At 51.8% G+C, this 24561-nt stretch carries 22 protein-coding genes and 1 riboswitch; of the genes, 8 read left to right on the top strand and 14 right to left on the bottom strand.

Annotation, left to right across the window (positions count from 1 at the left end):
• Nucleotides 1-131: 131 nt before the first annotated feature.
• Nucleotides 132-1559 (bottom strand): ABC transporter substrate-binding protein, encoded by a 1428-nt coding sequence (locus B212_RS0128840; RefSeq protein ID WP_028531092.1) that lies wholly within the window; start codon nucleotides 1557-1559, stop codon nucleotides 132-134.
• Between the two features lie 454 nt (nucleotides 1560-2013).
• Here B212_RS0128840 and B212_RS0128835 point away from each other — a divergent pair, with 454 nt between their 5' ends.
• From B212_RS0128835 to pepT, 4 genes are all read left to right on the top strand, one after another.
• Nucleotides 2014-3027: an LLM class flavin-dependent oxidoreductase gene (locus B212_RS0128835; RefSeq protein ID WP_019914809.1), complete on the top strand. Its 1014-nt coding sequence runs from the start codon at nucleotides 2014-2016 to the stop codon at nucleotides 3025-3027.
• Between the two features lie 511 nt (nucleotides 3028-3538).
• Nucleotides 3539-4555 (top strand): hypothetical protein, encoded by a 1017-nt coding sequence (locus B212_RS0128830; protein ID WP_019914808.1) that lies wholly within the window; start codon nucleotides 3539-3541, stop codon nucleotides 4553-4555.
• Between the two features lie 31 nt (nucleotides 4556-4586).
• Nucleotides 4587-5252: a sortase gene (locus tag B212_RS0128825; RefSeq protein ID WP_019914807.1), complete on the top strand. Its 666-nt coding sequence runs from the start codon at nucleotides 4587-4589 to the stop codon at nucleotides 5250-5252.
• Nucleotides 5253-5345: 93 nt separating this feature from the next.
• Nucleotides 5346-6578, top strand: a complete 1233-nt coding sequence (pepT, locus tag B212_RS0128820; protein WP_019914806.1) for a peptidase T — start codon at nucleotides 5346-5348, stop codon at nucleotides 6576-6578.
• A gap of 157 nt (nucleotides 6579-6735) precedes the next feature.
• Here the strand turns inward: pepT and B212_RS32695 are convergent, their stop codons facing one another.
• The 5 genes from B212_RS32695 to hxlA form a co-directional block, all read right to left on the bottom strand.
• Nucleotides 6736-7134, bottom strand: coding sequence for a winged helix-turn-helix transcriptional regulator (locus B212_RS32695; RefSeq protein ID WP_019914805.1), 399 nt, complete (start codon nucleotides 7132-7134; stop codon nucleotides 6736-6738).
• 158 nt (nucleotides 7135-7292) lie between these two features.
• Nucleotides 7293-8429 (bottom strand): NADH-dependent flavin oxidoreductase, encoded by a 1137-nt coding sequence (locus B212_RS0128810; RefSeq protein WP_019914804.1) that lies wholly within the window; start codon nucleotides 8427-8429, stop codon nucleotides 7293-7295.
• Nucleotides 8430-8590: 161 nt separating this feature from the next.
• Nucleotides 8591-8965 carry a winged helix-turn-helix transcriptional regulator gene (locus B212_RS0128805; protein ID WP_019914803.1) on the bottom strand — a complete coding sequence of 125 codons (375 nt, stop codon included), beginning with the start codon at nucleotides 8963-8965 and terminating at the stop codon, nucleotides 8591-8593.
• A gap of 144 nt (nucleotides 8966-9109) precedes the next feature.
• Entirely contained in the window at nucleotides 9110-9667 is a 558-nt protein-coding gene (hxlB, locus tag B212_RS0128800; RefSeq protein ID WP_019914802.1) for a 6-phospho-3-hexuloisomerase, read from the bottom strand.
• Nucleotides 9668-9673: 6 nt separating this feature from the next.
• Nucleotides 9674-10306, bottom strand: a complete 633-nt coding sequence (hxlA, locus tag B212_RS0128795; RefSeq protein WP_019914801.1) for a 3-hexulose-6-phosphate synthase — start codon at nucleotides 10304-10306, stop codon at nucleotides 9674-9676.
• 209 nt (nucleotides 10307-10515) lie between these two features.
• Nucleotides 10516-10684, top strand: a riboswitch (M-box (ykoK) riboswitch).
• Between the two features lie 318 nt (nucleotides 10685-11002).
• Between hxlA and B212_RS0128790 the strand changes: the two genes are divergently transcribed.
• The 4 genes from B212_RS0128790 to B212_RS32690 all read left to right on the top strand — a co-directional run bounded on the left by B212_RS0128790 (nucleotide 11003) and on the right by B212_RS32690 (nucleotide 16276).
• The gene (locus B212_RS0128790; protein WP_019914800.1) at nucleotides 11003-12727 is read left to right on the top strand and encodes an ABC transporter permease; all 1725 of its coding nucleotides are present in this window, start codon (nucleotides 11003-11005) and stop codon (nucleotides 12725-12727) included.
• An 11-nt stretch (nucleotides 12728-12738) separates the two neighbouring features.
• On the top strand, nucleotides 12739-14034 hold the full coding sequence (locus B212_RS0128785; RefSeq protein WP_019914799.1) for an ABC transporter ATP-binding protein: 1296 nt from the start codon (nucleotides 12739-12741) through the stop codon (nucleotides 14032-14034).
• A gap of 149 nt (nucleotides 14035-14183) precedes the next feature.
• Nucleotides 14184-15569, top strand: coding sequence for an MATE family efflux transporter (locus B212_RS0128780; protein ID WP_019914798.1), 1386 nt, complete (start codon nucleotides 14184-14186; stop codon nucleotides 15567-15569).
• A gap of 110 nt (nucleotides 15570-15679) precedes the next feature.
• Entirely contained in the window at nucleotides 15680-16276 is a 597-nt protein-coding gene (locus tag B212_RS32690; RefSeq protein WP_232231596.1) for a class I SAM-dependent methyltransferase, read from the top strand.
• A gap of 36 nt (nucleotides 16277-16312) precedes the next feature.
• Here the strand turns inward: B212_RS32690 and B212_RS0128770 are convergent, their stop codons facing one another.
• From B212_RS0128770 to B212_RS0128735, 8 genes are all read right to left on the bottom strand, one after another.
• Complete coding sequence (locus tag B212_RS0128770; RefSeq protein WP_019914795.1) at nucleotides 16313-17197, bottom strand: carbohydrate ABC transporter permease; 885 nt, start codon at nucleotides 17195-17197, stop codon at nucleotides 16313-16315.
• Between the two features lie 28 nt (nucleotides 17198-17225).
• Nucleotides 17226-18107, bottom strand: a complete 882-nt coding sequence (locus B212_RS0128765; protein ID WP_019914794.1) for a carbohydrate ABC transporter permease — start codon at nucleotides 18105-18107, stop codon at nucleotides 17226-17228.
• Nucleotides 18108-18190: 83 nt separating this feature from the next.
• The gene (locus B212_RS0128760; RefSeq protein WP_019914793.1) at nucleotides 18191-19549 is read right to left on the bottom strand and encodes an extracellular solute-binding protein; all 1359 of its coding nucleotides are present in this window, start codon (nucleotides 19547-19549) and stop codon (nucleotides 18191-18193) included.
• A 113-nt stretch (nucleotides 19550-19662) separates the two neighbouring features.
• Entirely contained in the window at nucleotides 19663-20463 is an 801-nt protein-coding gene (locus B212_RS0128755; RefSeq protein WP_019914792.1) for a response regulator transcription factor, read from the bottom strand.
• Complete coding sequence (locus tag B212_RS0128750; protein WP_019914791.1) at nucleotides 20447-22219, bottom strand: cache domain-containing sensor histidine kinase; 1773 nt, start codon at nucleotides 22217-22219, stop codon at nucleotides 20447-20449. The genes B212_RS0128755 and B212_RS0128750 overlap by 17 nt, the downstream gene beginning before the upstream one ends.
• A 394-nt stretch (nucleotides 22220-22613) precedes the next feature.
• On the bottom strand, nucleotides 22614-22814 hold the full coding sequence (locus B212_RS0128745; RefSeq protein WP_019914790.1) for a cold-shock protein: 201 nt from the start codon (nucleotides 22812-22814) through the stop codon (nucleotides 22614-22616).
• 259 nt (nucleotides 22815-23073) lie between these two features.
• Nucleotides 23074-23352, bottom strand: coding sequence for a hypothetical protein (locus B212_RS0128740; protein ID WP_028531090.1), 279 nt, complete (start codon nucleotides 23350-23352; stop codon nucleotides 23074-23076).
• 68 nt (nucleotides 23353-23420) lie between these two features.
• Entirely contained in the window at nucleotides 23421-24527 is a 1107-nt protein-coding gene (locus B212_RS0128735) for an MBL fold metallo-hydrolase (RefSeq protein WP_019914788.1), read from the bottom strand.
• Nucleotides 24528-24561: the final 34 nt, after the last annotated feature.

Genomic DNA, 24561 nt, shown 5'->3' with positions numbered 1-24561 from the left:
AAGTTTTGCGCAGCGGTGCAAAACTCTCTTCGTAAGCATCCCTTAAAAAACAAAAAGAAGGGCAGATATTCCGCACTGCTGACCGCCCCTCTGTGTAACCGTTCACGCATTATTATCTCGGCTAGTTCCTGTTAGTTTTTCCAGCCTGACTGAATTTGCTCCAGCGCCTGATCCAGTGTGGCTGTTCCGCTTACATAGTCGGTCATGCCTTTCCAGAAGGTGCCCGCGCCTACTTTACCAGGCATCAGGTCAGAGCCATCAAAACGCAAGGTGGAAGCATCCTGTACCAGCTTTGCCATACGGCGGTCCGATTCAGATTTGTACCAGTCAAGGGAAGCATCATTCATCGGAGCAATCACGCCGCCGGATTGAACCCAGGTCTTGATAGATTCGCCTGTAGTGAAGAATTCCATAACCGCACGTACTTCAGGACGGTCGTTGAACATCGCGTAAATGTCCCCGGCTACAAGCACCGGCTTGCCGTATTGCTGATCAATCGGGGGAAGGTAGAACCAGTCATAGTCGGTATCGACCTTGGCCGTTTCCGGGAAGAAGCTGGTAATAAAGTTGCCCATCAGGTTGAACCAGGCTTTGGGCGGATTCTCAAACATCGGTTTTGGAGCATCGCCGAAGGCTGTAGTTACGATTGATTTAGTGCCGCCGTAGACATAATCCTTGTTCAGCCAGATCTTAGACATCAGCTCCACTGCATGCTTAACTTCCGGAGAGGTAAAAGGCAGCTCGCCCTTGACCCATTTGTCATAGTTCTCAGGTGTAGTTGTACGCAGCATGATGTTCTCCACCCAGTCCGTAGCCGGCCAGCCGGTGGCAGCACCACTTTCAATCCCAATCGCCCAAGCGGGGTCTCCGTCTTTGGCGATTTGCTCCGTCAAAGCCATCAGGTCATCCCATGTCTCAGGAACCTTATAGCCTGCTTCATCAAATTGCTTCTTCGGATACCAGACCAGGCTCTTTACATTGCTGCGGTTCCAGATCCCGGCCATAATTTTGCCGTCTTTGCCGTCCATCGTGGACATATCGAGCCAGCTCTTATTGTAGTTAGCTTTCAGCTTCTCCTGATCCAGCACGCTGGTCAGATCGACAACCTTGCCGGTTTTGGCGATAGAAGCCAGTAGACCCGGCTGCGGGAAGTCCGCGATATCCGGCGCATTGCCGCCATCCACACGAATATTAATAGTCGCTTCGAATTCCTTGGAGCCTTCATATTGAATATCAATGCCGGTTTTTTCTTCAAATTCTTTAATGCTTTTCTCGAACTTCACCTGGTCCTCGTCCACGAACGGTCCGAACATCGTCACTTTGGTTCCTTTATAGTCACCTTTCATCGCCAAATCGAGCGGTGAGCCTGCAGTAGCGGCCTCTGAAGCTTCTGGTGATGCTTGGTTGTTATCTGTAGTTGGAGCTACTGTTGCTGTTGGCGCATCTGTAGGCGCAGCATTATTGGCATTGTTGTTCCCGCCGCATCCGCCAAGCAGCATGGCGAAGGATAAACACAGCGCCATTGCGAGTGGCAGTTGGCGTCCTGGAGCTTTTTTCATCTTTTCATACATCCCCTTTAATTGGTTTAGAGACTGTTCTCCTTCTGCTTAAATCCCGGTGTTAATGGACCTGCATCAGTCTGCCGGCTGAATCACCTCCCTTGATAGATTTTTCAAATTTCATAGTTGAATGACTTCTCTCTTTATCGTGAATTGCCGAATTCCAATGAATATAGCACTTTAATTTCTATATTTTTACAAGGATCATGCCTTTCCAATACCACACATTCCTATGTTCCACATCAGTTATTTATTCGTACTTTGTGCCAACCTCCGTATACCCCAGCCCCAAAAAGGCTATCAATAGGGACTATAGCAAGCCTTTTTCCAATCAACGCACACTTACTTAAAGTGTGTAAATAATATTAATTCATGTTATAATTGTGAGGTTGATCACTTCTGGACTGCAAATACTGTTTATAGATATGAAAAAACCATTTGGGAGGGATTATTCGTGAAAAAATTGCAGGACATTCCGGTTTCCGTGCTGGATCTGGCTCCAATTGTGGAGGGCGGAACAGCGGCGGATTCTTTTCATAACACGCTGGATTTGGCCCGTCATGCCGAAGAGTGGGGCTATCACCGCTACTGGCTCGCTGAGCATCATAATATGACGGGCGTTGCCAGCTCCGCCACCTCGCTTGTGATCGGCCATGTGGCTGCGGGCACCAAGCATATCCGCGTCGGGTCGGGAGGCATCATGCTCGCGAACCATGCACCGCTTATGATTGCCGAGCAATTCGGGACACTTGAATCGCTGTATCCGGGCCGCATTGACCTGGGCCTTGGCAGAGCCCCCGGCTCCGACCAGGCTGCTGCAAGAGCCATGCGCCGCAGTCTCGGCAGCGACGGCAGCGAATTCCCCGAGCAGCTTAGCGAGCTCAGAGCCTACTTCGACCCTAACGGAGTCGGCTCACGGCCGCTTGGCGTGCGCGCAGTTCCGGGCGAAGGGCTGAACGTCCCGATCTGGCTGCTCGGCTCCAGCGGATTCAGCGCCCAGCTTGCGGGCCAGCTCGGCCTGCCGTTCGCTTTTGCCAGCCATTTCGCCCCTGACTATCTGCTGCCGGCTCTGCATTTGTACCGCAGCAGCTTCAAGCCGTCAGAGACGCTCGACAAGCCGCATGTGATGGTCGGATTAGGCATTACGGCTGCGGATACAGCCGACCAGGCCCGCTGGCTTGCCACCTCGCAGCAGCAGCAATTCCTCAATATCATCCGCGGCCGTACCGGCAAGCTGCAGCCTCCCGTGGACAGTATGGACGGTCTGTGGTCGCCGCAGGAAAAAGCTCTGGTGCAGAGCAAGCAGCTCTACTCCATAGCCGGAGACAAGGATGGGATCAAGGAACGGCTGCTGCAGATTGTTCAGGAGACAGATGCTGACGAATTCATTATTGCTTCGCAGGTCTATGACCACTCCGCCCGCATCCATTCCTATGAGCTTGTAGCGGAGCTAATCAAGGAAAGCTAAACGGCTGGGTTAGGCTGGGCTGGGTTAGCTAGACTAAGTGAAATGAGCTATACAATGGTTTGTACACAGCAAGGAGATTGTGGAGGCCCGGAAGCGGATGGATTCCGTTCCGGCTCATAATCCCCTTGCTTTTTTTGTGGGCATAATAAGGATAACGTTCTTAATAAAATACGATTCTGACCATTGAAAATAGAGAAATAATTAGAATTCGGGAGCTAATCAGAAGTAATCTGGATTCAGATCATATACACGCCTTATTTTGAACAATATACATGATTTATTCTATTTTTCTTTATCCACAATTTTGATTATACTGAAGTTATTCGTTATAACGAACATAACTTTGGCTGTTTACCTGCCTTAATTTTCTTCGGGCGCACCAAAGATAATAGTGGTCCTGTAAAAAACTACTTTATTCGACAGGATGCGAGCAAACAGCCGTGTTCAGTGAGGATTATGCCGAAATTCTGCCGGGTGGCGGAGAGACTTCCCAGAAGAAAGGAGCGGGATAGTGAGTAGGAAATACCACAAGGCTATTATAGGTTTGTATGTTCTGATCGTTCTGGCGGGAGTCATCTGGCATGCCGGGGGAGTAAGTGCAGAGGATACGATAAAGCTCACAGTAAATTCGCATACAACCAGCACCGCAAAGATGCACAATATGCAGCCGGGAGATACAACGACCTCGGAATATACGGTAATTAATGAAGGCAATGAGCAGTTCGACTACTATGTGGACTTCAAATTCCTGTCCGGAGACGTAGAATTGTATAATATTCTGCAAATGACCCTGCAAAAAGAGGGAGTAATCCTCTATTCAGGAGTGATGAGCGAGGCGGAGGGCCGGGTGGCTGTCGGTACGCTGGCCGGAGAGGAACAGGAGACCATTCAAATGAATGTAACCTTTCCGCCCGAGGCCGGCAACGAATATCAGGCGAAGACTACCAGCGTAGCCTTTGATTTCTCCGCATCAGCTACACCTGGCCCATCGGCTACACCGGGTGCTACTCCAACAGCTCCAGTTACACCTGCTCCATCAGCTTCACCGGGTGCGACGCCTACGGCTTCGGCTACACCTGGGCCGTCAGCTTCACCAAGCGCAGCTCCTACGGCTTCAGCTACGCCTGTTCCGTCGGCTTCACCGGGTGCAACTCCGCCTGCCTCGCCTGCACCAACGGATTCGCCGCCTTACAGCCAGGTACCGGGAACAGCGGTTATACCGTCCGCTTCGCCTGCTGTAACAGCCCCGCCGGGTGCTGCTGTAGTTACCGTAACAGATCCGCCTGTTCCGCTTGGCGGCGATGATCCATCGGCCTCACCGGGTACAGGAGCGGCCACGAATGGCAGTGCGCCTTCGCCTTCGCCGGATACCGGGGTAACACTGCCCGATGATGAGCTTCCGCTTGCTGCGCCTGGAGACGGCCGGCTGCCGGATACCGCTGAGCCTTGGTATAACCTGATTCTGCTCAGCTTAGCCGTAGCCATTGTCAGTATCATCATCCTGCGCAGACTGAACTCCAAGAAGTAAGGCCACTTTACTATAGTTTGGAGGAGAGAGTATGAGTAAGTTTTCCGGTCTGTCCATTGCCGTGAAGCTGATCCTCATACTCTCTTTGTGCTTGCTGCTCTATTCCGTCTTTCAGATTCTCAAGGCGCCTGCCGAAGCCCGCCATGCCCTGCAGAATTGGGAGAAAAAGAGGGAGGAAGCCTCGCGCCTCACCGTCCCTGAAGAAGAAACCCCGCTGCCTGCCGGAATGGTCACCCCTTCCAAAGAGAAGAATACATTAAAATCAGCTTACACAGAGGGCGAGATTATTGGAGAGATTTATTTTCCCAAGCTGGACCGGAGGATTGCAATTCTGGAGGGGACGGAGCGTCCACAGCTCAAGAAGGGGGCTGGCCATTATGAAGGAAGCGCTGATATTGGCGCGAAAGGCAACAGCGTGCTGGCCGGTCACCGTGACACTGTGTTCCGTGGTTTGGGCGATTTAGTGAAGGATGATCTCATTGAAGTGGAGTCCGCTGAAGGAAAATTCATCTATACCGTTACAGGAAGCGCCATTGTAGACGGGGATGCCCGGGGAGCCATCCGCCAGAGCACCGAACCTGTCCTGACGCTGATCACCTGCTACCCGTTCACCTTCATCGGCTCCGCGCCTGACCGCTATCTGCTCACGGCATCTTTGCTCCGCAGGGAGCCGCTTTCGCCGTCCCTGCGGCCATAAGCCGTATTTTGTCCAGAAATTGGGGTAAGGGATGAGACATTGAATAGAAAGTGATAATATAGATATACGATGATATTGAGGAGATGACCTGTGATGAGAGAAGAGCTGATAGAACGCTTCATTTCGTATGTAAAGATAGATACCCAGTCGAACGAGGACAACGACCATTGTCCCTCCACGCCGGGGCAGATGGATCTGGCCCGCAAGCTGGTTGAGGAGCTGCAAGCGCTAGGGTTAACAGAAGTTGCGGTGGACGAGCATGCTTATGTCATGGCTACACTGCCTGCCAACACTGACAAGGAGGTTCCGACCATCGGTTTTCTGGCGCATCTGGACACCGCGACTGATTTCACCGGCAAGGGTGTAAATCCCCAAATCGTCGAGAACTATGACGGGAAGGATATTGTTCTTAACAAGGCGCTGAATATCGTGCTCTCCACGGAAAGCTTCCCCGAGCTGCCCCATTATAAAGGGCATACCCTGATTACAACAGACGGAACTACTCTGCTGGGTGCAGATAACAAGTCGGGAATTGCTGAGATCATGACCGCTATGGCTTATCTGCTGGAGCATCCGGAAATCAAGCACGGCAAGATCAGAGTCGCTTTTACCCCCGATGAGGAAATCGGACGCGGACCGCATAAATTCGATGTTGCCCGCTTCGGCGCTTCCCACGCATACACCGTTGACGGTGGACCGCTTGGAGAGTTGGAGTATGAAAGCTTCAATGCCGCCGGTGTCAAAATCAGCTTCAAAGGGGTAAATGTGCATCCCGGAACCGCCAAAGGCAAGATGATTCACTCCGCCAAAATCGCCATGGCCTTCCACCATAGACTGCCGTCCGGCGAGGCACCGGAATTCACAGACGGCTATGAGGGCTTTTACCACCTGATCTCGATGCAGGGGACCGCGGAGCACAGCAAGCTGCAGTATATCATCCGCGACTTCGACCGCGAGTCCTTCGAGAAACGCAAGGCGTATGTCACTGCAATTGTAGAGGAGTTCCAGTCCACCTACGGAGCGGAGAATATAGTGCTGGACATGAAGGATCAATACTATAACATGCGGGAAAAAATCGAGCCGGTGCGCCACATTGTCGGCGTCGCCGAGGAAGCGATGAACAATCTCGGCATTACGCCGGTAATTCGCCCGATCCGCGGCGGCACGGATGGCTCGCAGCTATCCTATATGGGATTGCCTACACCGAATATTTTTACCGGGGGCGAGAACTTCCACGGCAAATTTGAATATGCCTCTGTAGATGATATGCTGAAAGCCGTTCAGGTTATTGTCGAGATTGCCAAGCTGACGGAGCAAAAGGCCTAGAACGGACACTGCCTCTGCACTGCATGCGTTAAGCAGAAACGGCTATGCCGTCCTTAAAAGGGCGGTGTCCGTTTCAGCGTGAATTATAAATTATGCTTTCTTACTATTTGAGCACAAAAAGCTGCCCTCCGGGGATGTTAGCGTCCGTTCCGGAAGACTATTTATTAGAGGAAGCCGATGCGGGCGCTTCCAGTGGCTGCGGAAGATCCTTGGAGAACTCCTCCTGGTAAGCTTCTCCCCAGCTTTTGATGTTCAGAAGAGCTGTCTCCAGCCCTCTGCCCCACTCTGTTAGAGAATATTCCACCTTCCGGGGGACCTGCGGATATACCTTGCGGTGAACCAGACCATCACGCTCCAGATCTCTGAGCTGAATAGCGAGCATCCGCTGGGTGATCTCCGGGCACAATCTGCGTATTTCATTGAAGCGCTGCGGACCGCCGATCAGATGGTAGAGCAGAATACCTTTCCATTTGCCGCCAATCAGCTCAATGGTATTCTGGAGTGAACAAGGGCTGCCAATCGGGCCGGATGCTTCGCTGATTCTCTGTGTATTCATAGTCTCCGAACTCCTTTTTCCCTAAATATGTATATGATTAAATAATACAATTGTATCATACATAATTGGAAACTAAAGAGAAATAACCTCAAATTGCCCTAATTTATCGGCAATCTGAGGTTATTTGTCATGATATATTCGTTCATCAGAGCAGGCGCTTATCCCTTGGTAGGTATCCAGCCTCCAGTGTGAATCAAAGCGCCCCATAGCGGATCAGGGATAACCAGCGCACTTTGGGCAGAAAGGTCGAGTTCGGTCTCAATTTCGCCGGCCCGGCCTTCAGCGATCTTCTGCACGAAATCCGGTTCGATCAGCAACGGGCGGCCCAGAGCCACCAGGCTGATTCCGCTATCCAGACCTTTGAGCGCGTCGTCAGCAGTATATAAGGAACCTACACCGATCACTGGCAGTCCGCTGCCCGCGCGGTCAACGATTTGCTCAATCCGTGGACGGCTGTCATCAGTTCCGCGCCGGGGCAGTGACCATAACTCCTGAAGAGAGACATGGAGATAATCAAGCCCTTCCTCTTTGAGCGCATCTACAAGCGCAAAGGTTTCGGCCATCGTAATCCCGGGTGTCTCCGGTTCTTCGGGAGAAAAGCGGTAGCCCACAAGAAACGGTGATGCCGCATGCGATTTCACCGCGTCTTTCACTGCACGCAGAACGGCCAGCGGGAACGCCAGGCGCTTCTGCAAATCTCCGCCCCAGCGGTCATCGCGTGTGTTGGAATGCGGGGAGAAAAACTGCTGCAGCAGATAGCCGTTCGCACCATGAATCTCCACGCCGTCAAATCCGGCTTCAATCGCCCGGCGTGTGGCCGCAGCGAAATCAGCGATAATGCCTTCGATTTCTTCACCGGTCAGCGCACGCGGAACGGGTCCGTGCCCGCCGCCCGGCAGCTCGGCCGGAACATCGCTTGCACTGACGGTCTGTCCGTCAAGCAGCAGCGCCGGCGGCGACTGGCGTCCGCCATGGAATATTTGCAGAACCGCCTTCGCGCCTTCGCCCTTGATGGCATCGGCTAGCTGCCGCAGGCTCGGAATCAGCTCGTCGCGGTCAGCACCGAATTCGCCCGGGAACCCCTTGCCTCCGCGAGTTACGTATACACAGGCAGTAATCACCATACCGACACCTTTGGAACGGCGGATATAGTATTCCAACTCCGGCCCGGTTACCTCACCTTCCTCATTTGAGGAGAAGTTGGTCATGGGAGCCATAACCACTCGGTTTTTCAAGGAGATACCGCTTGCGAACCGGAACGAGTCCAATAGTGGACTGTAATCTGTTGTTGACATCGTCTTGAATTCCTCCTATATAGAACAAACTGAAATATTTAATATCTTTTAGTAAGTTTCGTACATAGTGTAACCCAGTTGGATACAAAAAGAAAGCAGGCACAATTTTGTAACGTACTTTGCCTGCGGATACTCTCAATATGAGCAATGCTAATCGCTTGCTATCTTTCACCTGGAGGGATGTCCTTCCAGATGACATTCTCACCGTAGTTTTTGCCCCAGTCATACATCATGCGCAGCACAGGAAGCAGACTTTGCCCATAGTCCGTCAATGAGTATTCTACTCTCGGCGGAACCTCCGCATATACTTGTCTGAATACAAGCTGATCCTCCTCCAGCTCACGAAGCTGATTCGTCAGCATTTTCTGTGTGATGTGGGGAATCAGCTTCTTAAGCTCACTGAAGCGTTTGGTCCCTTCCAGACCCAGATGCCACAGAATAATCAGCTTCCACTTCCCGCCAATGACAGCAAGCGTAAGTTCCTTCTCACAGTTGATTTCCTTCAGGTTAATGCGGTCCTTAATCTCCGTCGCCAAGTTGAAGCGGCCCCCTTTCATTCCTAATCATACTACAGAATGCTCAGGGAACGCACATGGCGCGGACAGAGCTACACCCAAGCTTCGCCAAGCCGCACATACAGACAGCGCCTGTCCCTTCTCCCGGACAGGCGCTGTCTTATGTTATTCCAGATTGGCATGCTTGCCGAACATCCGCGTGGACGTCTGTCCGGTCTTTTCCATAATCCGCAGGATTACGGCATCATAGAACAGCAGCAGGGTCTGCTCGAACAGCGAGGCCATCGGCTGGATGGTGATCTGGCCGCCGTCCGCCTGTTCTTTGGTTGCGCCCGGCAGCCGGACGATCAGATCAGCCAGCCGTCCTATAGACGACTCCGGGGAAATCGTCACGGCCACAACGGCGGCTCCCACTGCCTTGGCTTTTCCAGCCATGGACAAGAGGCTTGCCGTCTCGCCGGAGCCGGTGCCAAGCACCAGCACATCGCCTGCAGTGATGCCGGGCGTCACCGTCTCGCCGACGACGTAGGCCTCCTTCCCGGCATGCATCAGCCGCATGGCGAATGCCCGGCCCATCAGGCCCGAGCGGCCTGCTCCGGCAACGAATACCTTGCCCCCGCGCTGAAGCAGCTCCGCCATCCGCTCTGCCTCCGCCGCGTCAAGCTGCGAGACCGAGCGCTGCAGCTCATTGACAATTTCCTGGGCATATCCCACAGTATCCATGAATTTCTACGCCTGGCTGACAAGGCGTTTCATTTCCGCCGCCGCTGCCTTCTGGTCGCTTTCACCGGTAATGCCGCCGCCCACGATCACCAGATCAGGACCGGCTGCAATAACTTCAGGCAGCGTGCCCAGCTTGATGCCGCCCGCAATCGCCGTCTTCGCCTGCTTCACAACGCTCTTGATCGCCTGCAAATCGGCAAAGGAGTTTTTCCCTTCAGCCTGGTGGTCGTAACCGGAATGCACACAGATATAATCCACGCCAAGCGCATCCACTTCAGCCGCTCTGGCCGAAATATCCTTCACATTGATCAGATCCACCAGAATCTCCCGGCCGCTTTTTTTCGCTTCCTCGACAGCGCCTCTGATTGTCGAATCATCAGACACGCCGAGTACCGTTACAATGTCCGCGCCGGCTTCCGCGGCCTTCATGACCTCATAACCGCCGGCATCCATAATTTTCAGATCGGCCAATACAGCCAGAGAAGGAAAAGCTTCCTTGATCGCTTTCACTGCATGCAGCCCTTCATTAATGACAATCGGAGTGCCAATCTCCACGATATCAATAAATTCGGCGACCTCCGAGACAATTTCCTTTGCTCCGTCAATATTTACAAGATCCAGCGCTAATTGCAGCTTCATCTATACCAGACTCCTTTTTAATATATTTAAGTAGTGCTGTACATAGTGTAGCGTCCATAAGTTTATTAAGGGAAGTAGGCACTTTATTGTGGTGTAGTCACCGTGAGGATACTATTGTGCATAAGCTGCCTTACTCAAGGGCATCCGGCTAAAAAATATTAAATCATTGACAAGCGAAATCTCCAGGAGTATTATCCAGAAGGAATTAAATAAGTCCTCGTTAGGTGAGGCTCCTATACAAACATAGGCCACTGCCCGGAAATATCGAAAGATGCCAATGGGTAGAACAGGAATTGCCGGATTAAGGCTCTTCTTAAGGTGGCTAAGGGATAACCCTTTACGTTGTATAGTGCCAAAACTGAACTAGGGGGAACGGTTTATTTATGTATGAACTTATGACCCCCGGGACCAATCCTTGGGGTCTTTCATATTTATGGGGTAAGGGGGGAAACTGGAAATGGACAGTAGCAGTCGAATATGCAGTCTTAGGATACTATTGTTTTTCTCAAGCAGGATGCATACCATTCCTCCATCGCGGAAGAGGTCTGTCTATATTCAGTCTGTCTTCAGGGCCCCCTTGATAGATAACTGAATCTGGATGGCCCTTAATTTCCCAATGAATGAAGGAAGGTTCCACTCTCCCTGCTTGATGCAGAGGAGAGTTTTTTTATTTAGCTAAGATTGGGGTTGTGCACGATGCAATGGAATTTTTTTAATAATGTCGACCAGAAAAGAAAATTCGGTTGGGCGGATATTCTCGTCATTTTCCTGTTGTTATCCATTCTATATGCGGCTGCAAAGTTAGGATCGGGTATGCAGGTACCTTTTACTCCACATCAACAGTCAACATTGAGCCTTGATCCCAAGTGGCTTCCTTACTATGCAGGCCGCTCGCTCCTGCGAATGTTTATCGCTTTTGCAGCGTCCCTGATCTTCACCTTCGTGTATGGCCGCATCGCGGCGTATAACCGTACAGCAGAAAAATTCATGATTCCGGCTATTGACATTCTGCAATCCGTTCCCGTGCTTGGATTTCTTTCGGCCACTGTACTTGCTTTTATGGCGCTGTTTCCAGGAAGCCTGCTGGGCGTGGAATGCGCTTCGATCTTCGCTATTTTTACCGGCCAGGTCTGGAATATGACACTTAGCTTCTACCATTCCCTGAAGACGATACCGCGCGATTTGAATGAGGCTGCAAAAATGAACCGGTTGGGTACGTGGCATCGTTTCACTAAACTGGAAATGCCTTTCTCGATGATCGGCCTGGTTTGGAATAGCATGATGTCTTTTGGCGGAGGCTGGTTTTTTCTTGCGGCCAGTGAGTCCATCAGTGTGCTGAACCAAGATATCCATTTACCGGGAATCGGATCTTACATGGCCTTGGCAGCAGATGCAGGCAACATCAAGGCCATTATCTACGCGATCCTGACGATGGTTGTACTTATTGTTATTGTCGATCAATTATTCTGGCGTCCCATTATTGCATGGAGTCAGAAATTCAAAAATGAGCAGACAGAAACAAGCGAGCTTCCGACCTCTTGGGTATTTGATATTTTGAAACGGGCTGGCTTTGTTCATTCTCTTCATCGAAAAATCCAAAGATTGATTCATGATGGATTCGTGCAGCTCACTGCAAAAAGCTCACAAGTGAAGTTCCCGCAGCCTTCACCAGTTATCAAAAGAATCATCAAATGGGCAATCGTAGTTCTCGCTGCTGCGTTTGGGCTGAAATATTTGTACGAGGGCATTCTTGAAATTGCCCGGTTAAGCTGGAGTGAGATGACTCATGTGGTTGCCCTTGGGCTGCTGACCGCGTTACGGGTTTTCGTTTCGACACTTCTGGCCGTTATCTGGACTCTGCCCGTCGGTGTGTTCATTGGAACCAACCCGCGTCTGTCACGAATTGCTCAACCGATTGTGCAGGTGTTATCTTCTTTTCCGGCTAATATGGCATTTCCAATATTCACGATTGTGTACTTGAAGCTGGGGATATCCATGGAAATTGGTGCGATCCCTCTCATGATGCTCGGTACTCAATGGTATGTATTATTTAATGTCATTGCCGGTGCAATGGCGATACCCTCCGATCTCAAGGAAGCCATTGTGATTCTAAAACTGACACGCCCGCAAACCTGGAAGAATCTAATTCTTCCCGCCGTCTTTCCATTTCTCGTGACCGGCTGTATAACAGCGAGCGGAGGCGCCTGGAATGCCAGCATTGTCTCCGAAATCGTATCCTGGAAAAGTCATGATCTTCAGGCATCCGGGTTAGGGGCCTTCATCGCTCAAGCAACCAATCATGGAAATTGGCCGGAAATCATCTGGGGAATTATCGTCATGTGCCTACTGGTTGTAATGGTAAATCGCCTGGTGTGGCGCAAGCTGTATCTATTGGCCGAAAAAAAATATCATTTGGATTAGAGGTGCCGGTTATGAAAAAAACACTGATTGAGCTGAAGCAGATCAGCAAACGTTATGATCTGCCGAATCAAGCAAATGTGAGCATTTTGGAGGACATCAACATTAACATTAAGGAAGGCGAGCTGGTTTCTATATTGGGACCGTCCGGATCAGGGAAATCTACTCTTCTCCGGATCATTGCCGGACTCGTCTCTCCCTCACAAGGTTCAGTCATATATAATGGAGAACCGATTGCCGGTACGAATCCGGGCGTAGGAATGGTGTTCCAATCCTTTGCTTTATTTCCTTGGCTTACGGTCTTGGAGAATGTGAAATTAGGACTTGAGAACAAACCTTTGCGTGAAGCGGAAAAAATGCGTAAAGCCCTCTCCGTCATCGACATGATCGGACTTGACGGGTTTGAAGGGGCCTACCCTAAGGAGTTATCCGGGGGGATGCGGCAGCGCGTGGGCATCGGCCGTGCTTTAGTCATGGAGCCGGATATTCTCCTGATGGATGAACCTTTCTCAGCGCTTGACGTATTGACAGCGGAAAACTTAAAGCGTGACTTGCTGGAGCTGTGGACGGAGAAAAAGATCCCTACCAAATGCATCATTATGGTCACACACAGTATTGAGGAGGCCGTCTACATGTCAGATCGGGCCATCGTCTTGTCCAGGGACCCTGCCCGGGTTATTTCCGACATCCCCATTACCATGCCGCACTGGCGGGATAAACAAGAACCTCAATTCACATCACTTGTCGATCGCATCTACTCCATACTGACAAAAAGAGAAGTAAAGGCCGCCGACTTATCAGAGGGACAGAAAAAGAAGATTGAAAGGGTTCAGGAGGTTCCAGCAGGTGCCCTTACCGGCTTCATTGAACTGATCGACGATCTTGGAAAAAAAGTAGACCTGTATAAGCTGGCCGATCAATTGAGTCTGGACCTGGAAGACTTCCTGCCCATCGTTGAGGCTGCGCAAATGCTGCAATTTGCAACGATTCTGCAAGGAGACATCGAGCTGACAGAGACGGGGCATCAATTTGCCGATGCCAGCGTTCTTTTCCGGAAGGAAATATTCAAATCCCAGGTGCTGCAGCACGTTCCTATCATGGAAAAAATCATATGGATCTTGCATTCGAAGTCGAATAACAAAATGGAACGGGAATTTTTTGTGGAGATTTTTGAAAAGCACTTTGGTACAGAGGAGGCTGCTCATCAACTGGATATTTTGATCGACTGGGGAAGATATGCGGAATTAATCGCCTATGACGAAAAGGCGAAGGTGCTATACCTGGAGCATGAATTTGCCGCAAACAATTGATTAAATGGCTGATCGAATCCAACCGTTGCAGCTTGTTCTGATTTTTTTCATTATTTTCGTAAAATTACTGCAATTTCATAAAAGCTGTGCTAACATACACCTTGTTTACAGCGATTCGGCAACAAGGAATAACTTGAAGAAGGTGTGTAATGGAGCAGACGAAACATCAGGATTTTAATTTGATTAAGCTGACCTGGCCGATTTTTCTGGAGCTGTTTTTGTTCATGCTTATGGGCAGTGTGGATACATTTATGATCAGCTCCGTATCCGATGATGCGGTGTCCGGGGTTGGTGCAGCAAATCAGATCATTACAATGGCTATATTGATACTCAGCGTAATCGGCAACGGCGCGGCGATTGTTGTCTCGCAATATCTCGGCGCGAGGAATCCCAAGGAGGCCGCTAAGGTCACCGGCAACGCCGTTACTCTTAATCTGGCTGTAGGTATCATCCTTAGTACGGTGCTGCTGATCTTCGGAGAGCCGCTGCTGCGCATGCTGAACGTTACAGGGGATATTCTGGTTCACGCCAAGGTGTACATCCATATTGTCGGGGGCGGGATTTTTCTGCAGGCGCTGCTGAATGCGCTGGCAACGACCATCCGCACGTACGGCTTCACCAAGCAGACGATGCTGGTGTCCCTGCTGATGAATGTGATTCACGTAGTCGGCAACTATCTGCTGATCTTTGGACATTTCGGCTTGCCGGCGCTGGGCGTAGAGGGTGCAGCGATTTCCACGATATCCAGCCGGCTGATCTGCCTCGTGCTCTTCTTTCTGCTGCTCTACAGCATTATGGAAGTGCGGGTCAAATGGACCTATTACATTCATCTTTCCAAAAAGTATGTGATGCAGATTCTCAGAATCGGTATCCCGTCCGCTTTTGAATCGGTCATTTATCAATCCTGCCAGTTGGTATTCACCTTATATATTACGTATTTGGGTGCTGAGGCCATGGCTACCCGCCAGTACGCACTGAATATCTCCAACTATATTTATCTGTTCAGCGTTGCGGTGTCCATGGGCACCTCGATTATCGTGGGGCATCTCGTCGGAGCAAAACGGCCGGAGGAGGCCTACAAGCGGGTGTTCGACAGTGTGAAGTGGGCGCTGCTCGTCACGGTTATTATAGATGCCGCCGTCATTTTCTTCCGCGTGCCGCTGATGGGGCTGTTCACGGATAATCTGGAGATCGTCGCCTTGGGCGCACAGGTGATTCTGCTCAGTATCTTTCTGGAGACGGGCCGCACCTGCAACCTGGTTATTATCAACTCGCTGCGCGCCTCCGGCGATGCCAAATTCCCCGTCTATATGGGGCTTATCTCAATGGTCTGCCTCAGCCTTCCGCTCGGGTATGTGCTGGTATTCCAACTCAATATGGGTCTGGCCGGGGTCTGGCTGGCTACCGCCTTTGACGAATGGCTCCGGGCGGTTATCATGTATTTCCGCTGGAAGAGCAGAGCCTGGGAGAAGCATGGCCTGATCAAGCACGATGCGGCAGAGTCTGCCGGTCCTTCCGCTGCCCCAGCGAGCTGACGTATAATGAATAAGCGGTTCAACGAGATCCTTGAAGATCCGGTGAACCGCTTTTTTTATACATAGCACAATCCAATTTGCAGCAAATAAGGAGGAAGTTTGCGGTGACAATGAATGAGCGGAAAGAAATAGAGATTGAGCGGTTCAATACCCTCGCCCCCGTCTGGAGCAACAGTGATGAAGCGATTGGGCAGGCAGAAAAGGCCGTCAAAGCCCTCGGTATGCAAAGCGGACAGAGCCTCATGGATGTTGCGTCCGGCAGCGGTGTTATGCTCCATGCGCTGAAAAAGCTTCATATTGCTCCCAGCCGTTACTTGGCGATGGACATTTCCCTTGCCATGCTGGAGGAGCTGCGCAGAAGCTTCCCTGAGGCGGAGACGATCTGCGCCGATTTCGAGAGCCCGCTCGCTTACCATCCCGGCTTCGACTACGTGCTGATCTATAACAGCATCCCCCACTTCTCCGATCTGGACATGCTGTTCGCCAACGCGAAGCGCAGCCTGCTGCCGGGCGGCACGTTTATGATTGCCCACTCCAGAACACGGCAAGGCTTGAAGGAGCATCACCAGCGCATCGGTCACATCCGTGAACGCCCACCGATCCCCGCCGATGAAGAGCTGGCTGACCTGGCAGCCAAATATGCTTTTGACCCAGTTGTGACTGCGGATGATGAATTTTTCTGCTTTTCCTGCCGCAGCAAGGGGTGAATCTCTTCTTCGGGTGCAGCTCACTCGCCCCACACATTACCCTTTAACAGAGCCTGCCGCAATCCCCTCCACAATCCGCTCGCTCATAATCAGGAACACCAGCAGAATCGGCAGAATGCTGATCATCAGCGTCGCGCCGATGGCACCCCAATCTGTGGTGTATTGGCCGATGAAATTCTGTACCCCTACTGTAAGCGTCTTGAAATGATCCGAGCTAATGAACGTGTTGACGAAAATAAACTCATTCCAGTTATAGATCATGTTAATAATCGCCGTAGTAGCCAGCACTGAGGAGGTCATGGGCAGCACAATCCGGAAGAACATCTTATTCACGGAGCAGCCGTCGATAATCGCCGCTTCCTCCACTTCCTTCGGCAGTGAGTAATAGAAGCCCAGCAGGATCATGATGGTTGTCGGAAGGTTAAAGGCTACATACGACAGGATGATCGAGACCGGGTTGTCCGTCAAATGAAGCTTGTTGAACGTACTGAACAGAGGGATCAGCGTAGAATGGACCGGGATCATGAGCCCCACCATGAACAGGCCAAGCACAAACGAGCTGCCCTTCCATCTCATGCGGGTTACCGCAAAGGTAACGAAGCTGGCGAAGAGTACGGTAAGCGCCAGCGACACCGCCGTAATCCACACACTGTTGATGAAATATTGACCAATATTGCCATTTGACCATACATTCGCGTAATTGCTCCAGTGGGGATGGGCCGGAAGCGCAAAGGGAGCCATATTGAAGACTTCCTGATTGTTTTTCAGCGAGAAAATAAACAGCCAGATCAGCGGCAGCACCTGAATCACAGCCACTGCAATAAGCGCAACATAGAGCAGGCCGTAGCCCGATCTGCGCAGTAGATGGCTTCCGCTCCGCTGCCGCAAGGGCGGATAGCTGTAAGCAGCTTCAGTTCTCATAAATACTCCTCCTTTCCCGTGGGCTAGATCAAGAATATTGAATCGTCTCTTTGGAGGCGGTAGCCTTGCGGATGAGGTAGGTCGCTACCAGACAGATCAGCAGCAGGAAGAACCCGATGGCGCTGCCGTATCCGAAGTCAAAGCTGCGGAACGCTTTATGATACATATAAGAGGCCATCACCTCACTGGCTCCGTTAGGACCGCCGTCAGTCATCACATAGATGAGGTCAAAATATTTCAGCGACCCCACCACCGACAGCACCACCGTAACCTTAATGACCTCGCTGATCAGCGGAAGCTTGATCCGGGTGGCGATCTGCCACGGGCTGGCTCCGTCAATCCGCGCCGCTTCCGTCAGCGACTCGGGAATGTTCTTCAGAGCGGCATAATAAATAAGGATATAAAAGCCGGCATACTGCCAAATGATCGGTATAAACAATGCAATCAGCACGATGGACGGTTCAGCCAGCCAAGAGGGCGGGTTAGCGACGCCCAGCGACATCAGCAGGTCGTTCAGCACCCCGTTCGTAGGATGGTAAATTTTCATCCAGAGCTGGGCAATGGCTACCGAGGACAGCAGCATCGGGATCAAATAGATTTTACGCAGCAGATTGGCGCCTTTGATCTTGCCCGACAGCACCAGCGCAATTCCCAGGTAGCCAATCAGACTGACTCCCGAGAATACGGCCAGGAGCAAGGAGTGCAGGGCGCTTTGCCAGAACGCGAAATCCGTCAGCAGCACCTTGTAATTATCCAGCCCGATAAAGACCATTTTGCTGATGCCGTCCCATTGGTTCAGCCCGTAATAGCCGGTCAGCACAATCGGAATATATATAATGCCCATGATCAGCAGCAGGGAAGGCAGCACGTACAGTGCAATCACCAGCTTGTTGGACATCACTTTATCCATGCGGTACATCCTCCTTTCCTTAGTGCGGGAACGGGAAGCCCCAGTCCCACTGGAGACTTCCGTTTCCGCAATCACCCGAAGCTTCAGTTTCCTTTCTCTATCGCTTCTTTATGCTTGGCCGCGAACTGCTCCGGCGTCACCGCTTTGCCGAACAGCGCCTGAATCATATCCAGATGGACCTGAGCGGCATTCGGCTTCATCTGGACATCTGCAAACAAGGTGATGCTGCTGGCATTGTTCAGCTCGTTCAGCAGATCCACGTATAGCTGCGGCAGCTTGGAATTGGAAGTATCCACTTTGGTAGCCGGAATAACGCCCGCTGTAGTTACGGAGTCCTGTCCCCATTTGGATACGAAGTATTCAACAAATGCTTTGGCTTCTTCCTTTACCTTAGAGGATTCGGCTACGAACAGGCCGACACCGGGACCGCCTACCCAGCTATTGATGTTCCCTTTGCCGCCGTCTACGGTAGGGAACTTGAAGAACCCAACCTTGTCCTTGAATGCCTGCGGGATATCCGGGTTCGTGGTGAAGTTCGGCAGCTCCCAGGTTCCCATCAGGTACATGGCCGCTTTTTCATTCATGAATTCCGATTTGCCTTCATCATTGGATAAGCCGTTGAAGCCCTTGTTGAAGGCATTCATGTCCACCAGATTCTGCACTTCAGCGGCAGCCTTGATCAGCCCCGGATCATCGAAGGAGCCTGAACCATTGGTCGCTTTCTTCAACGTATCACTGCCGGCGATCCGGTCAGCCAGGTACATGTACCACAGGGACCCGGTCCAGCGGTCCTTGTTGCCAAGGGCGATAGGAGCCACGCCGTTATCCGAGAGCGTTTTCACAACTTGCTTGAACTCATCATACGTCGTTGGAACCTGCAGCTTGTATTTGGCGAAAATGTCCTTGTTATAGTAAATAGGCGAGATATTCAGCTCGATCGGCAGGGCATAGGTTTTGCCGTCCACTGCGTAAGCTTCCGTAGTACCGGCGACGAATTTATCCTTGAGCTGCTCCCCGCCGAGAATGTCATCCAGCGGCGCGAACAATCCGCCCTTCACATAAGGCTCCATGAAGCCCGCTGCCCATGTAATACCGACGTCCGGCAGCTCGTTGGAGGCCGACAGCACCTTCAGCTTGTTCTTGTACTGCTCATTCTCCAGCACTTCCTGCTTGATGGTGACGTTCGGATGCTCTTTCTGGTAATCGTCGATGATCTGGCTTACCAGCTTATTCTGCTGGGCTGAGCTTCCCGCCGGCCATAGATGCATCATCTTGATTGTAACTTTCTGTGCCGGTGCGTCCGTGGATGCCGCTGTACCGGCCGGGGCCGCAGTGCCGTTCCCGGCGGCATTGTTGTTTCCATTCCCCCCGCCGCAGCCCGCCAGAACGAGCGCCAGCATGGACGAAAGTACCAGGCTTTGGGTTATCTTGTTCTTTGGCATTCCTATAACCTCCATATTTTTCATTTATGCGGTGAATGTAACCGCTCTCAGACACATTCTAGCATCACGGCGGGAGGACTATAAGATCACGCTCATTGGCTATAATTCCACTTTTATTGGATTTCGCTCTGCTCATCCTTCATTTGCTGGCGGTACCGGCTCGGACTCATATCTTCCAGGGACTTGAACACCTTGATAAAATATTTATCCGTGCGGTAGCCTACACGCTCCCCGATCTCTCCAATGGGCAGTCGGGTCTGCAGCAGCAGCTCCTTGGCCCGCTGAATTCTCAGCCGGGACAAATATTCGCTGAACGGCACTCCGGTCTGCTCCTTGAACAGCACGCTGAAGTAGCTGGCATTCAGGTGAATCCTTCCGGCTACCTCAGCCATAGTCAACTGCTCGTGCAGATGCTGCTCTACAAAGGCCAAGGCTTCTTTTACCGGCTCCCCCATGCCCTCCGTACCGGGATCAATTTCCATCAGCTTGTGATCAGCCAGCTTCTCCAGCTTCGCGCGGCGCTGCTGCTCCTCTTCCTGCTTCAGAGCCGTCTCTACGACCTCCAGCAGTTCCCCTTTGTCCAGCGGCTTAAGCAGATAATTGAATGCGCCAAGCCTCAATGCCTGCTGCACATATTCAAATTCGGCATAGCCGGAAATGACAATAATCACCGGACGACGGACCTGGCCTGCCAGAGAGCGGATCAAGTCCAGTCCACTGACCTCAGGCATACGGACATCGGTAATCAGCAGATGCACCCGTCCATGCTGCAGCCGCTCGCGCGCTTCAATTCCATTGTCAGCCGTCTCTATAACATAGCGGCCAGCCGCCCATACCTCCAGCGTCTGCCGGATTCCCTGCCGCGTTCTCGGTTCATCATCCACAACCAGAATGGTTCTATTGCCCAGGCTCATACGTAGGTCCTCCATTATTCGGGATTTCAAATGTAATTAGCGTTCCCTCAGAAGGCTTGCTCTCAATGCTAAGCCCTTCCATCTTCGTGCCCTCCGCTTCATAGTACAGCTTAAGCCGCCGCTGCACATTTACGAGTCCTACACCCGTTCCCTTGGCAGAGATGGACGGTCCGCCCGCAAGCGCACTGTACAGCAGCCGCAGAGTGTCCGCATCCATCCCCGGCCCATTGTCCTGAACCGTTATCCGGGTCCAGCCTTTCCGGAGAGAGGGAGTGACGCTTACGCCTACGGTTCCGCTGCCCACCCGGCTCTCCACCCCATGAAGAATGGCATTCTCGACAATGGGCTGAATAAGCAGCTTGGGAACAGGAACGGCAGCCTCCTGCGATTCGAGCTGAATTTGCCAGGACAAGCGGTCCCCTATCCGCATCCCCATTATTTTCAGATAACGCCTAACCTGCTCCATTTCTTCTCCAAGCGTAACCCACTCATCCGTATTCGGGTTTCCGATAATGTACCGGAACAGTCTCGACATGACCACAACCAGCCCGGCCAGCTCTTCTTCGCCTTTCTCCTCAAGCGACCAGTTGAACGCCTCCAGGGTATTGAACAGGAAATGGGGGTTAATCTGCGCCTGCAGCGCTTTAAGCTCCGTGCGGCTCTGCAGCACTTCTTTTTCATATACCACCCGGATCAGATCATTCATGCTCGCAATCATGCCGTTATACGTATTATTCAGTTCTCTCAGCTCCATTGTCGATACCGACTCCGTATTAGGGGTGAGCACCCCGAGCCTGGACTTGCGCATCGCCCGGATCAGATGAATAATCGGCCTAGTAATCATGGTGGACAGCACGAAGGACATAATCAGGAACAGCAGCGTTCCGATTCCGCCCGATACCAGCAGTACCGTCCTCAGAACGGAGAGACCTTCAGTGACATAGCTCACCGGAGTGAGTACCAGCAGCGTCCAGCTTGTCTTGTCCGAGCGCAGCTTCACCTGCACATATTCCTTGCCCCGGAAGGCAACTGTCTGCTCCTTGCTGGCAAGCAGCGGCAGCAGCTCCGCCTGCGGTTCTTCACTGCTGCCCAGCAGTTCGCCTTCGTCATTCACCAGCAGTACAGACTCGCCCCCGTCGCTGCCGGACAGCGGATCATCGAGCTGGAAGTAGCTCCGCTGGATGCGGGCCATCAAATAGCCGCCCCGCGAGAACCAGCGGTCCATCAGGCTGACCTGACGAATCGCCAGCAGGCTCTCACCATCGCTGGGATCAACGCCGATCCAGACCAGCCTGCCCTTTTGCAGATTAGCTTCGGCGATAGAAGGGTCGCTGATTCTAGTCTTCAGACTGCCGTCTTTGATCGGGAACAGCAGCCGGTAATCCGCCGTATACAGCTCCAGCGAACCTACACTCGGCATATAAGCCTGGTAGCTGGAAATAATCTGCAGCAAGGACTGCCGCTGATTGAAGGACACGGACTCGCCGTTCAGCTCCTCCGTCAGCAGATGCTGAACGGTCGGATGATTCGCCACCTGCTCCATGAGACTGTCAATCTGGCCGATCAGCGCATCCAGTCTCCCGTTCGCCTGCACCGCAGTCTGCTGGATGTGACGCTCGGCATTATTTTTCAGCAAATAGGAGACTCTGTTGTACACCAATGCCCCGGACACTGCAATAATAATCAGCATGACCAGCAGGAACCCGATGAATATTTGATTGCGCAGCGTATTCAGTTCTTTGACTCTCGCGTACATTTGAAATTCCTTCTTCCCTAATGCAAACGGTTACATCTTTATTCTCCAAAATTCCCAGCCATTGTCAAGAAGTATTGCTATCCTTCGCCGGATACTGTAAGAAATTCTTAAGCAGTCCCCTGGGCAGAACTCCGTTAAGGGCCATAGCCGCTTGGGTCAGATGAGCCAAAAGATGTGATCACATTGAATTAGAATATCGTCTTTTACCAGTCCATTGTCAACCATACAAACGAAAAAAAAGCCCGCTCCGCAAAGGAACCGACTGCTATATAGACTATTCACTGGTACTCTTCTTAATTCAATGGGGCCGCTCTTAGGATCGGCGGATTACTGTTGTTTGAAGTCAAAAAAAGGCTGCCCTCAACTTGTGTCAAGGGCAGCCTGATTTTCAAAATTACAGCTTTACAACATTTTCGGCTTGTGGTCCACGAGCGCCTTGAGTTACGTTGAACTCAACGCGTTGGCCCTCGTCCAAAGATTTGAAGCCGTCGCCAGTGATTGCGGAGAAGTGTACGAATACGTCGCTTCCGCCTTCAACCTCGATAAAACCGAAACCTTTGTCTGCGTTGAACCATTTAACTGTACCTGTTTGCATGATATTACCTCCAAAATTTTATTTAACACATGTCCTTTTATTCCTACGTATTGTACGAACAAATAAAAATTCACACATTAGAAAAGGATTCATAAGCACAAATGATAACCCTTTCCAATATGTGAATTAAGGTTTAACTTCATGTTTGAATTCATTGTAGCACACTAATTCCCCGAAAGCAAAGCAAGCCCGAAAAATAAAAATACCCTGCCCGGCATGTAATCCTCCGCAAAGGTCGCAAACCGGGCAGCAGCAAGGGTCAGTCGATATATCCGGCTAACCCTTTATCCATTAAATAATCCATTTCCGCATCGAGAATGGTCTCCACAGTCAGCTCATCCAGCTTTATATCGCGCTGAGCCACAACATAGTCCACCAGATCATCGCTGTCGATATCAACCTCGCCTTTGGCATTGGCCTTGGCGTTATTAATGAAGGTCTGCTCATGCTTCAGCACCAGCCCAATCAGCTTCGGGTCCACCTTTGTCTTGGCGGACAGAACCTTCACAAGCTCCTGCTCATTTACTTGATCGCTCATATTCATTAGTCAGCTCCTCGGCATGTATGCCCTTCATTGTAACATAACTCCCTGCTTTGCCGCGCCCCTCATTTCCACCATGAGAGCGAAGGCACCTCGGCCGAACCGGCATAGACCGGTTCACCGATTCGCGGTGTAGCCAGCCGCACGCCCCGGGCCTTCGCTGCCTTGAAGACGCGCTCCACCGGATCGGTCCAATCATGCATTGACAGGGTGAACGCTCCCCAGTGGATCGGAATCATCAGCTTCCCCCGTACATCGAGATGCGCCTGCACCGTCTCTTCAGGCACCATATGAATGTCGGCCCAGCGCGGATCATACTGGCCGCATTCCATCAGCGTCAGATCAAAAGGCCCGTATTTCTCGCCAATCTCGGCAAAGTGGGGGCCGTAGCCGCTGTCGCCGCTGAAAAATATCCTCGTCTTCTCTCCCTGGATGATCCAAGAGCACCACAGTGTAGAATTCCGGTCCAGCAGGCTGCGGCCGGAGAAATGCCGGGCGGGAGCACTGGTGAAGGTCAGACCGGCATAGCGGATCTCCTCCCACCAGTCCTGCTCCCGGATCTTCTCGCGGCTTATCCCCCACCGCTCCAGGTGAGCCCCGACCCCAAGCGGCACAATGAACATACCTACCTTATCCTTCAATTGTCTGATGGAGCCATAGTCGAGGTGGTCATAATGATCATGGGAGAGCACAACAGCATCAATGCGGGGGAGTGCGGATATCTCAACCGGCAACTGCTTGCTGTAACGCCGTCCCCCGATAAACGGAAATGGAGAAGGCGAGCTTCCCAGCATAGGATCGAGGAACAACGTCGTTCCATCTATCTCCAGCAGAAGAGCGGAATGGCCGAACCACGTTACCCGGGTGTCCCGGGTCTGCTGAATGGAGCCCGGCAGCAGCGGCTGGGGCACGAGCGGGTGCTCCGGCCTTGAGCGCGGATTGCCTTTGATGAAATCTCTAAGGATCGAGAGGCTGCTTCCCGCATGGTTATCCGCCAACACGGTTGTAACCGGATAGGCGAATTTGCCATCCTTATAATTCAGCGAACGGCTGAGGACCTGCTTCTCCTTCTTGGAGGCTCTCCGCCCAAATGAAGGATAGAACGTCATTACGCTGTACGCCAATGCAATCAGAACCCCGATGGAGGCCGCTATAATAATTAGTAAGGTCATTCAATTGTCCTTCTCTCCGGTGTGTTAAGATCAT

The sequence above is a fragment of the Paenibacillus sp. HW567 genome, from assembly GCF_000374185.1.
Lineage (GTDB): Bacteria > Bacillota > Bacilli > Paenibacillales > Paenibacillaceae > Paenibacillus_AQ.
The sequence above is the reverse complement of the archived record's forward strand: the minus strand, read 5'-3'. Positions and strand labels throughout refer to the sequence as shown.

Excerpts from the sequence above, each read along its gene's own strand:
- B212_RS0128810 (WP_019914804.1), bottom strand. The coding sequence starts at position 8,429 with ATGTCAACAACAGATTACAGTCCACTATTGGACTCGTTCCGGTTCGCA.
- B212_RS0128740 (WP_028531090.1), bottom strand. The coding sequence starts at position 23,352 with ATGAGCGATCAAGTAAATGAGCAGGAGCTTGTGAAGGTTCTGTCCGCC.
- B212_RS32695 (WP_019914805.1), bottom strand. The coding sequence starts at position 7,134 with ATGAATACACAGAGAATCAGCGAAGCATCCGGCCCGATTGGCAGCCCT.
- B212_RS0128755 (WP_019914792.1), bottom strand. The coding sequence starts at position 20,463 with ATGAGCCTGGGCAATAGAACCATTCTGGTTGTGGATGATGAACCGAGA.
- B212_RS0128780 (WP_019914798.1), top strand. The coding sequence starts at position 14,184 with ATGGAGCAGACGAAACATCAGGATTTTAATTTGATTAAGCTGACCTGG.
- B212_RS32690 (WP_232231596.1), top strand. The coding sequence starts at position 15,680 with ATGAATGAGCGGAAAGAAATAGAGATTGAGCGGTTCAATACCCTCGCC.
- B212_RS0128770 (WP_019914795.1), bottom strand. The coding sequence starts at position 17,197 with ATGAGAACTGAAGCTGCTTACAGCTATCCGCCCTTGCGGCAGCGGAGC.
- hxlB (WP_019914802.1), bottom strand. The coding sequence starts at position 9,667 with ATGGATACTGTGGGATATGCCCAGGAAATTGTCAATGAGCTGCAGCGC.
- hxlA (WP_019914801.1), bottom strand. The coding sequence starts at position 10,306 with ATGAAGCTGCAATTAGCGCTGGATCTTGTAAATATTGACGGAGCAAAG.
- B212_RS0128760 (WP_019914793.1), bottom strand. The coding sequence starts at position 19,549 with ATGCCAAAGAACAAGATAACCCAAAGCCTGGTACTTTCGTCCATGCTG.
- B212_RS0128840 (WP_028531092.1), bottom strand. The coding sequence starts at position 1,559 with ATGAAAAAAGCTCCAGGACGCCAACTGCCACTCGCAATGGCGCTGTGT.
- B212_RS0128765 (WP_019914794.1), bottom strand. The coding sequence starts at position 18,107 with ATGGATAAAGTGATGTCCAACAAGCTGGTGATTGCACTGTACGTGCTG.
- B212_RS0128825 (WP_019914807.1), top strand. The coding sequence starts at position 4,587 with ATGAGTAAGTTTTCCGGTCTGTCCATTGCCGTGAAGCTGATCCTCATA.
- B212_RS0128735 (WP_019914788.1), bottom strand. The coding sequence starts at position 24,527 with ATGACCTTACTAATTATTATAGCGGCCTCCATCGGGGTTCTGATTGCA.
- B212_RS0128745 (WP_019914790.1), bottom strand. The coding sequence starts at position 22,814 with ATGCAAACAGGTACAGTTAAATGGTTCAACGCAGACAAAGGTTTCGGT.
- B212_RS0128750 (WP_019914791.1), bottom strand. The coding sequence starts at position 22,219 with ATGTACGCGAGAGTCAAAGAACTGAATACGCTGCGCAATCAAATATTC.
- pepT (WP_019914806.1), top strand. The coding sequence starts at position 5,346 with ATGAGAGAAGAGCTGATAGAACGCTTCATTTCGTATGTAAAGATAGAT.
- B212_RS0128790 (WP_019914800.1), top strand. The coding sequence starts at position 11,003 with ATGCAATGGAATTTTTTTAATAATGTCGACCAGAAAAGAAAATTCGGT.
- B212_RS0128785 (WP_019914799.1), top strand. The coding sequence starts at position 12,739 with ATGAAAAAAACACTGATTGAGCTGAAGCAGATCAGCAAACGTTATGAT.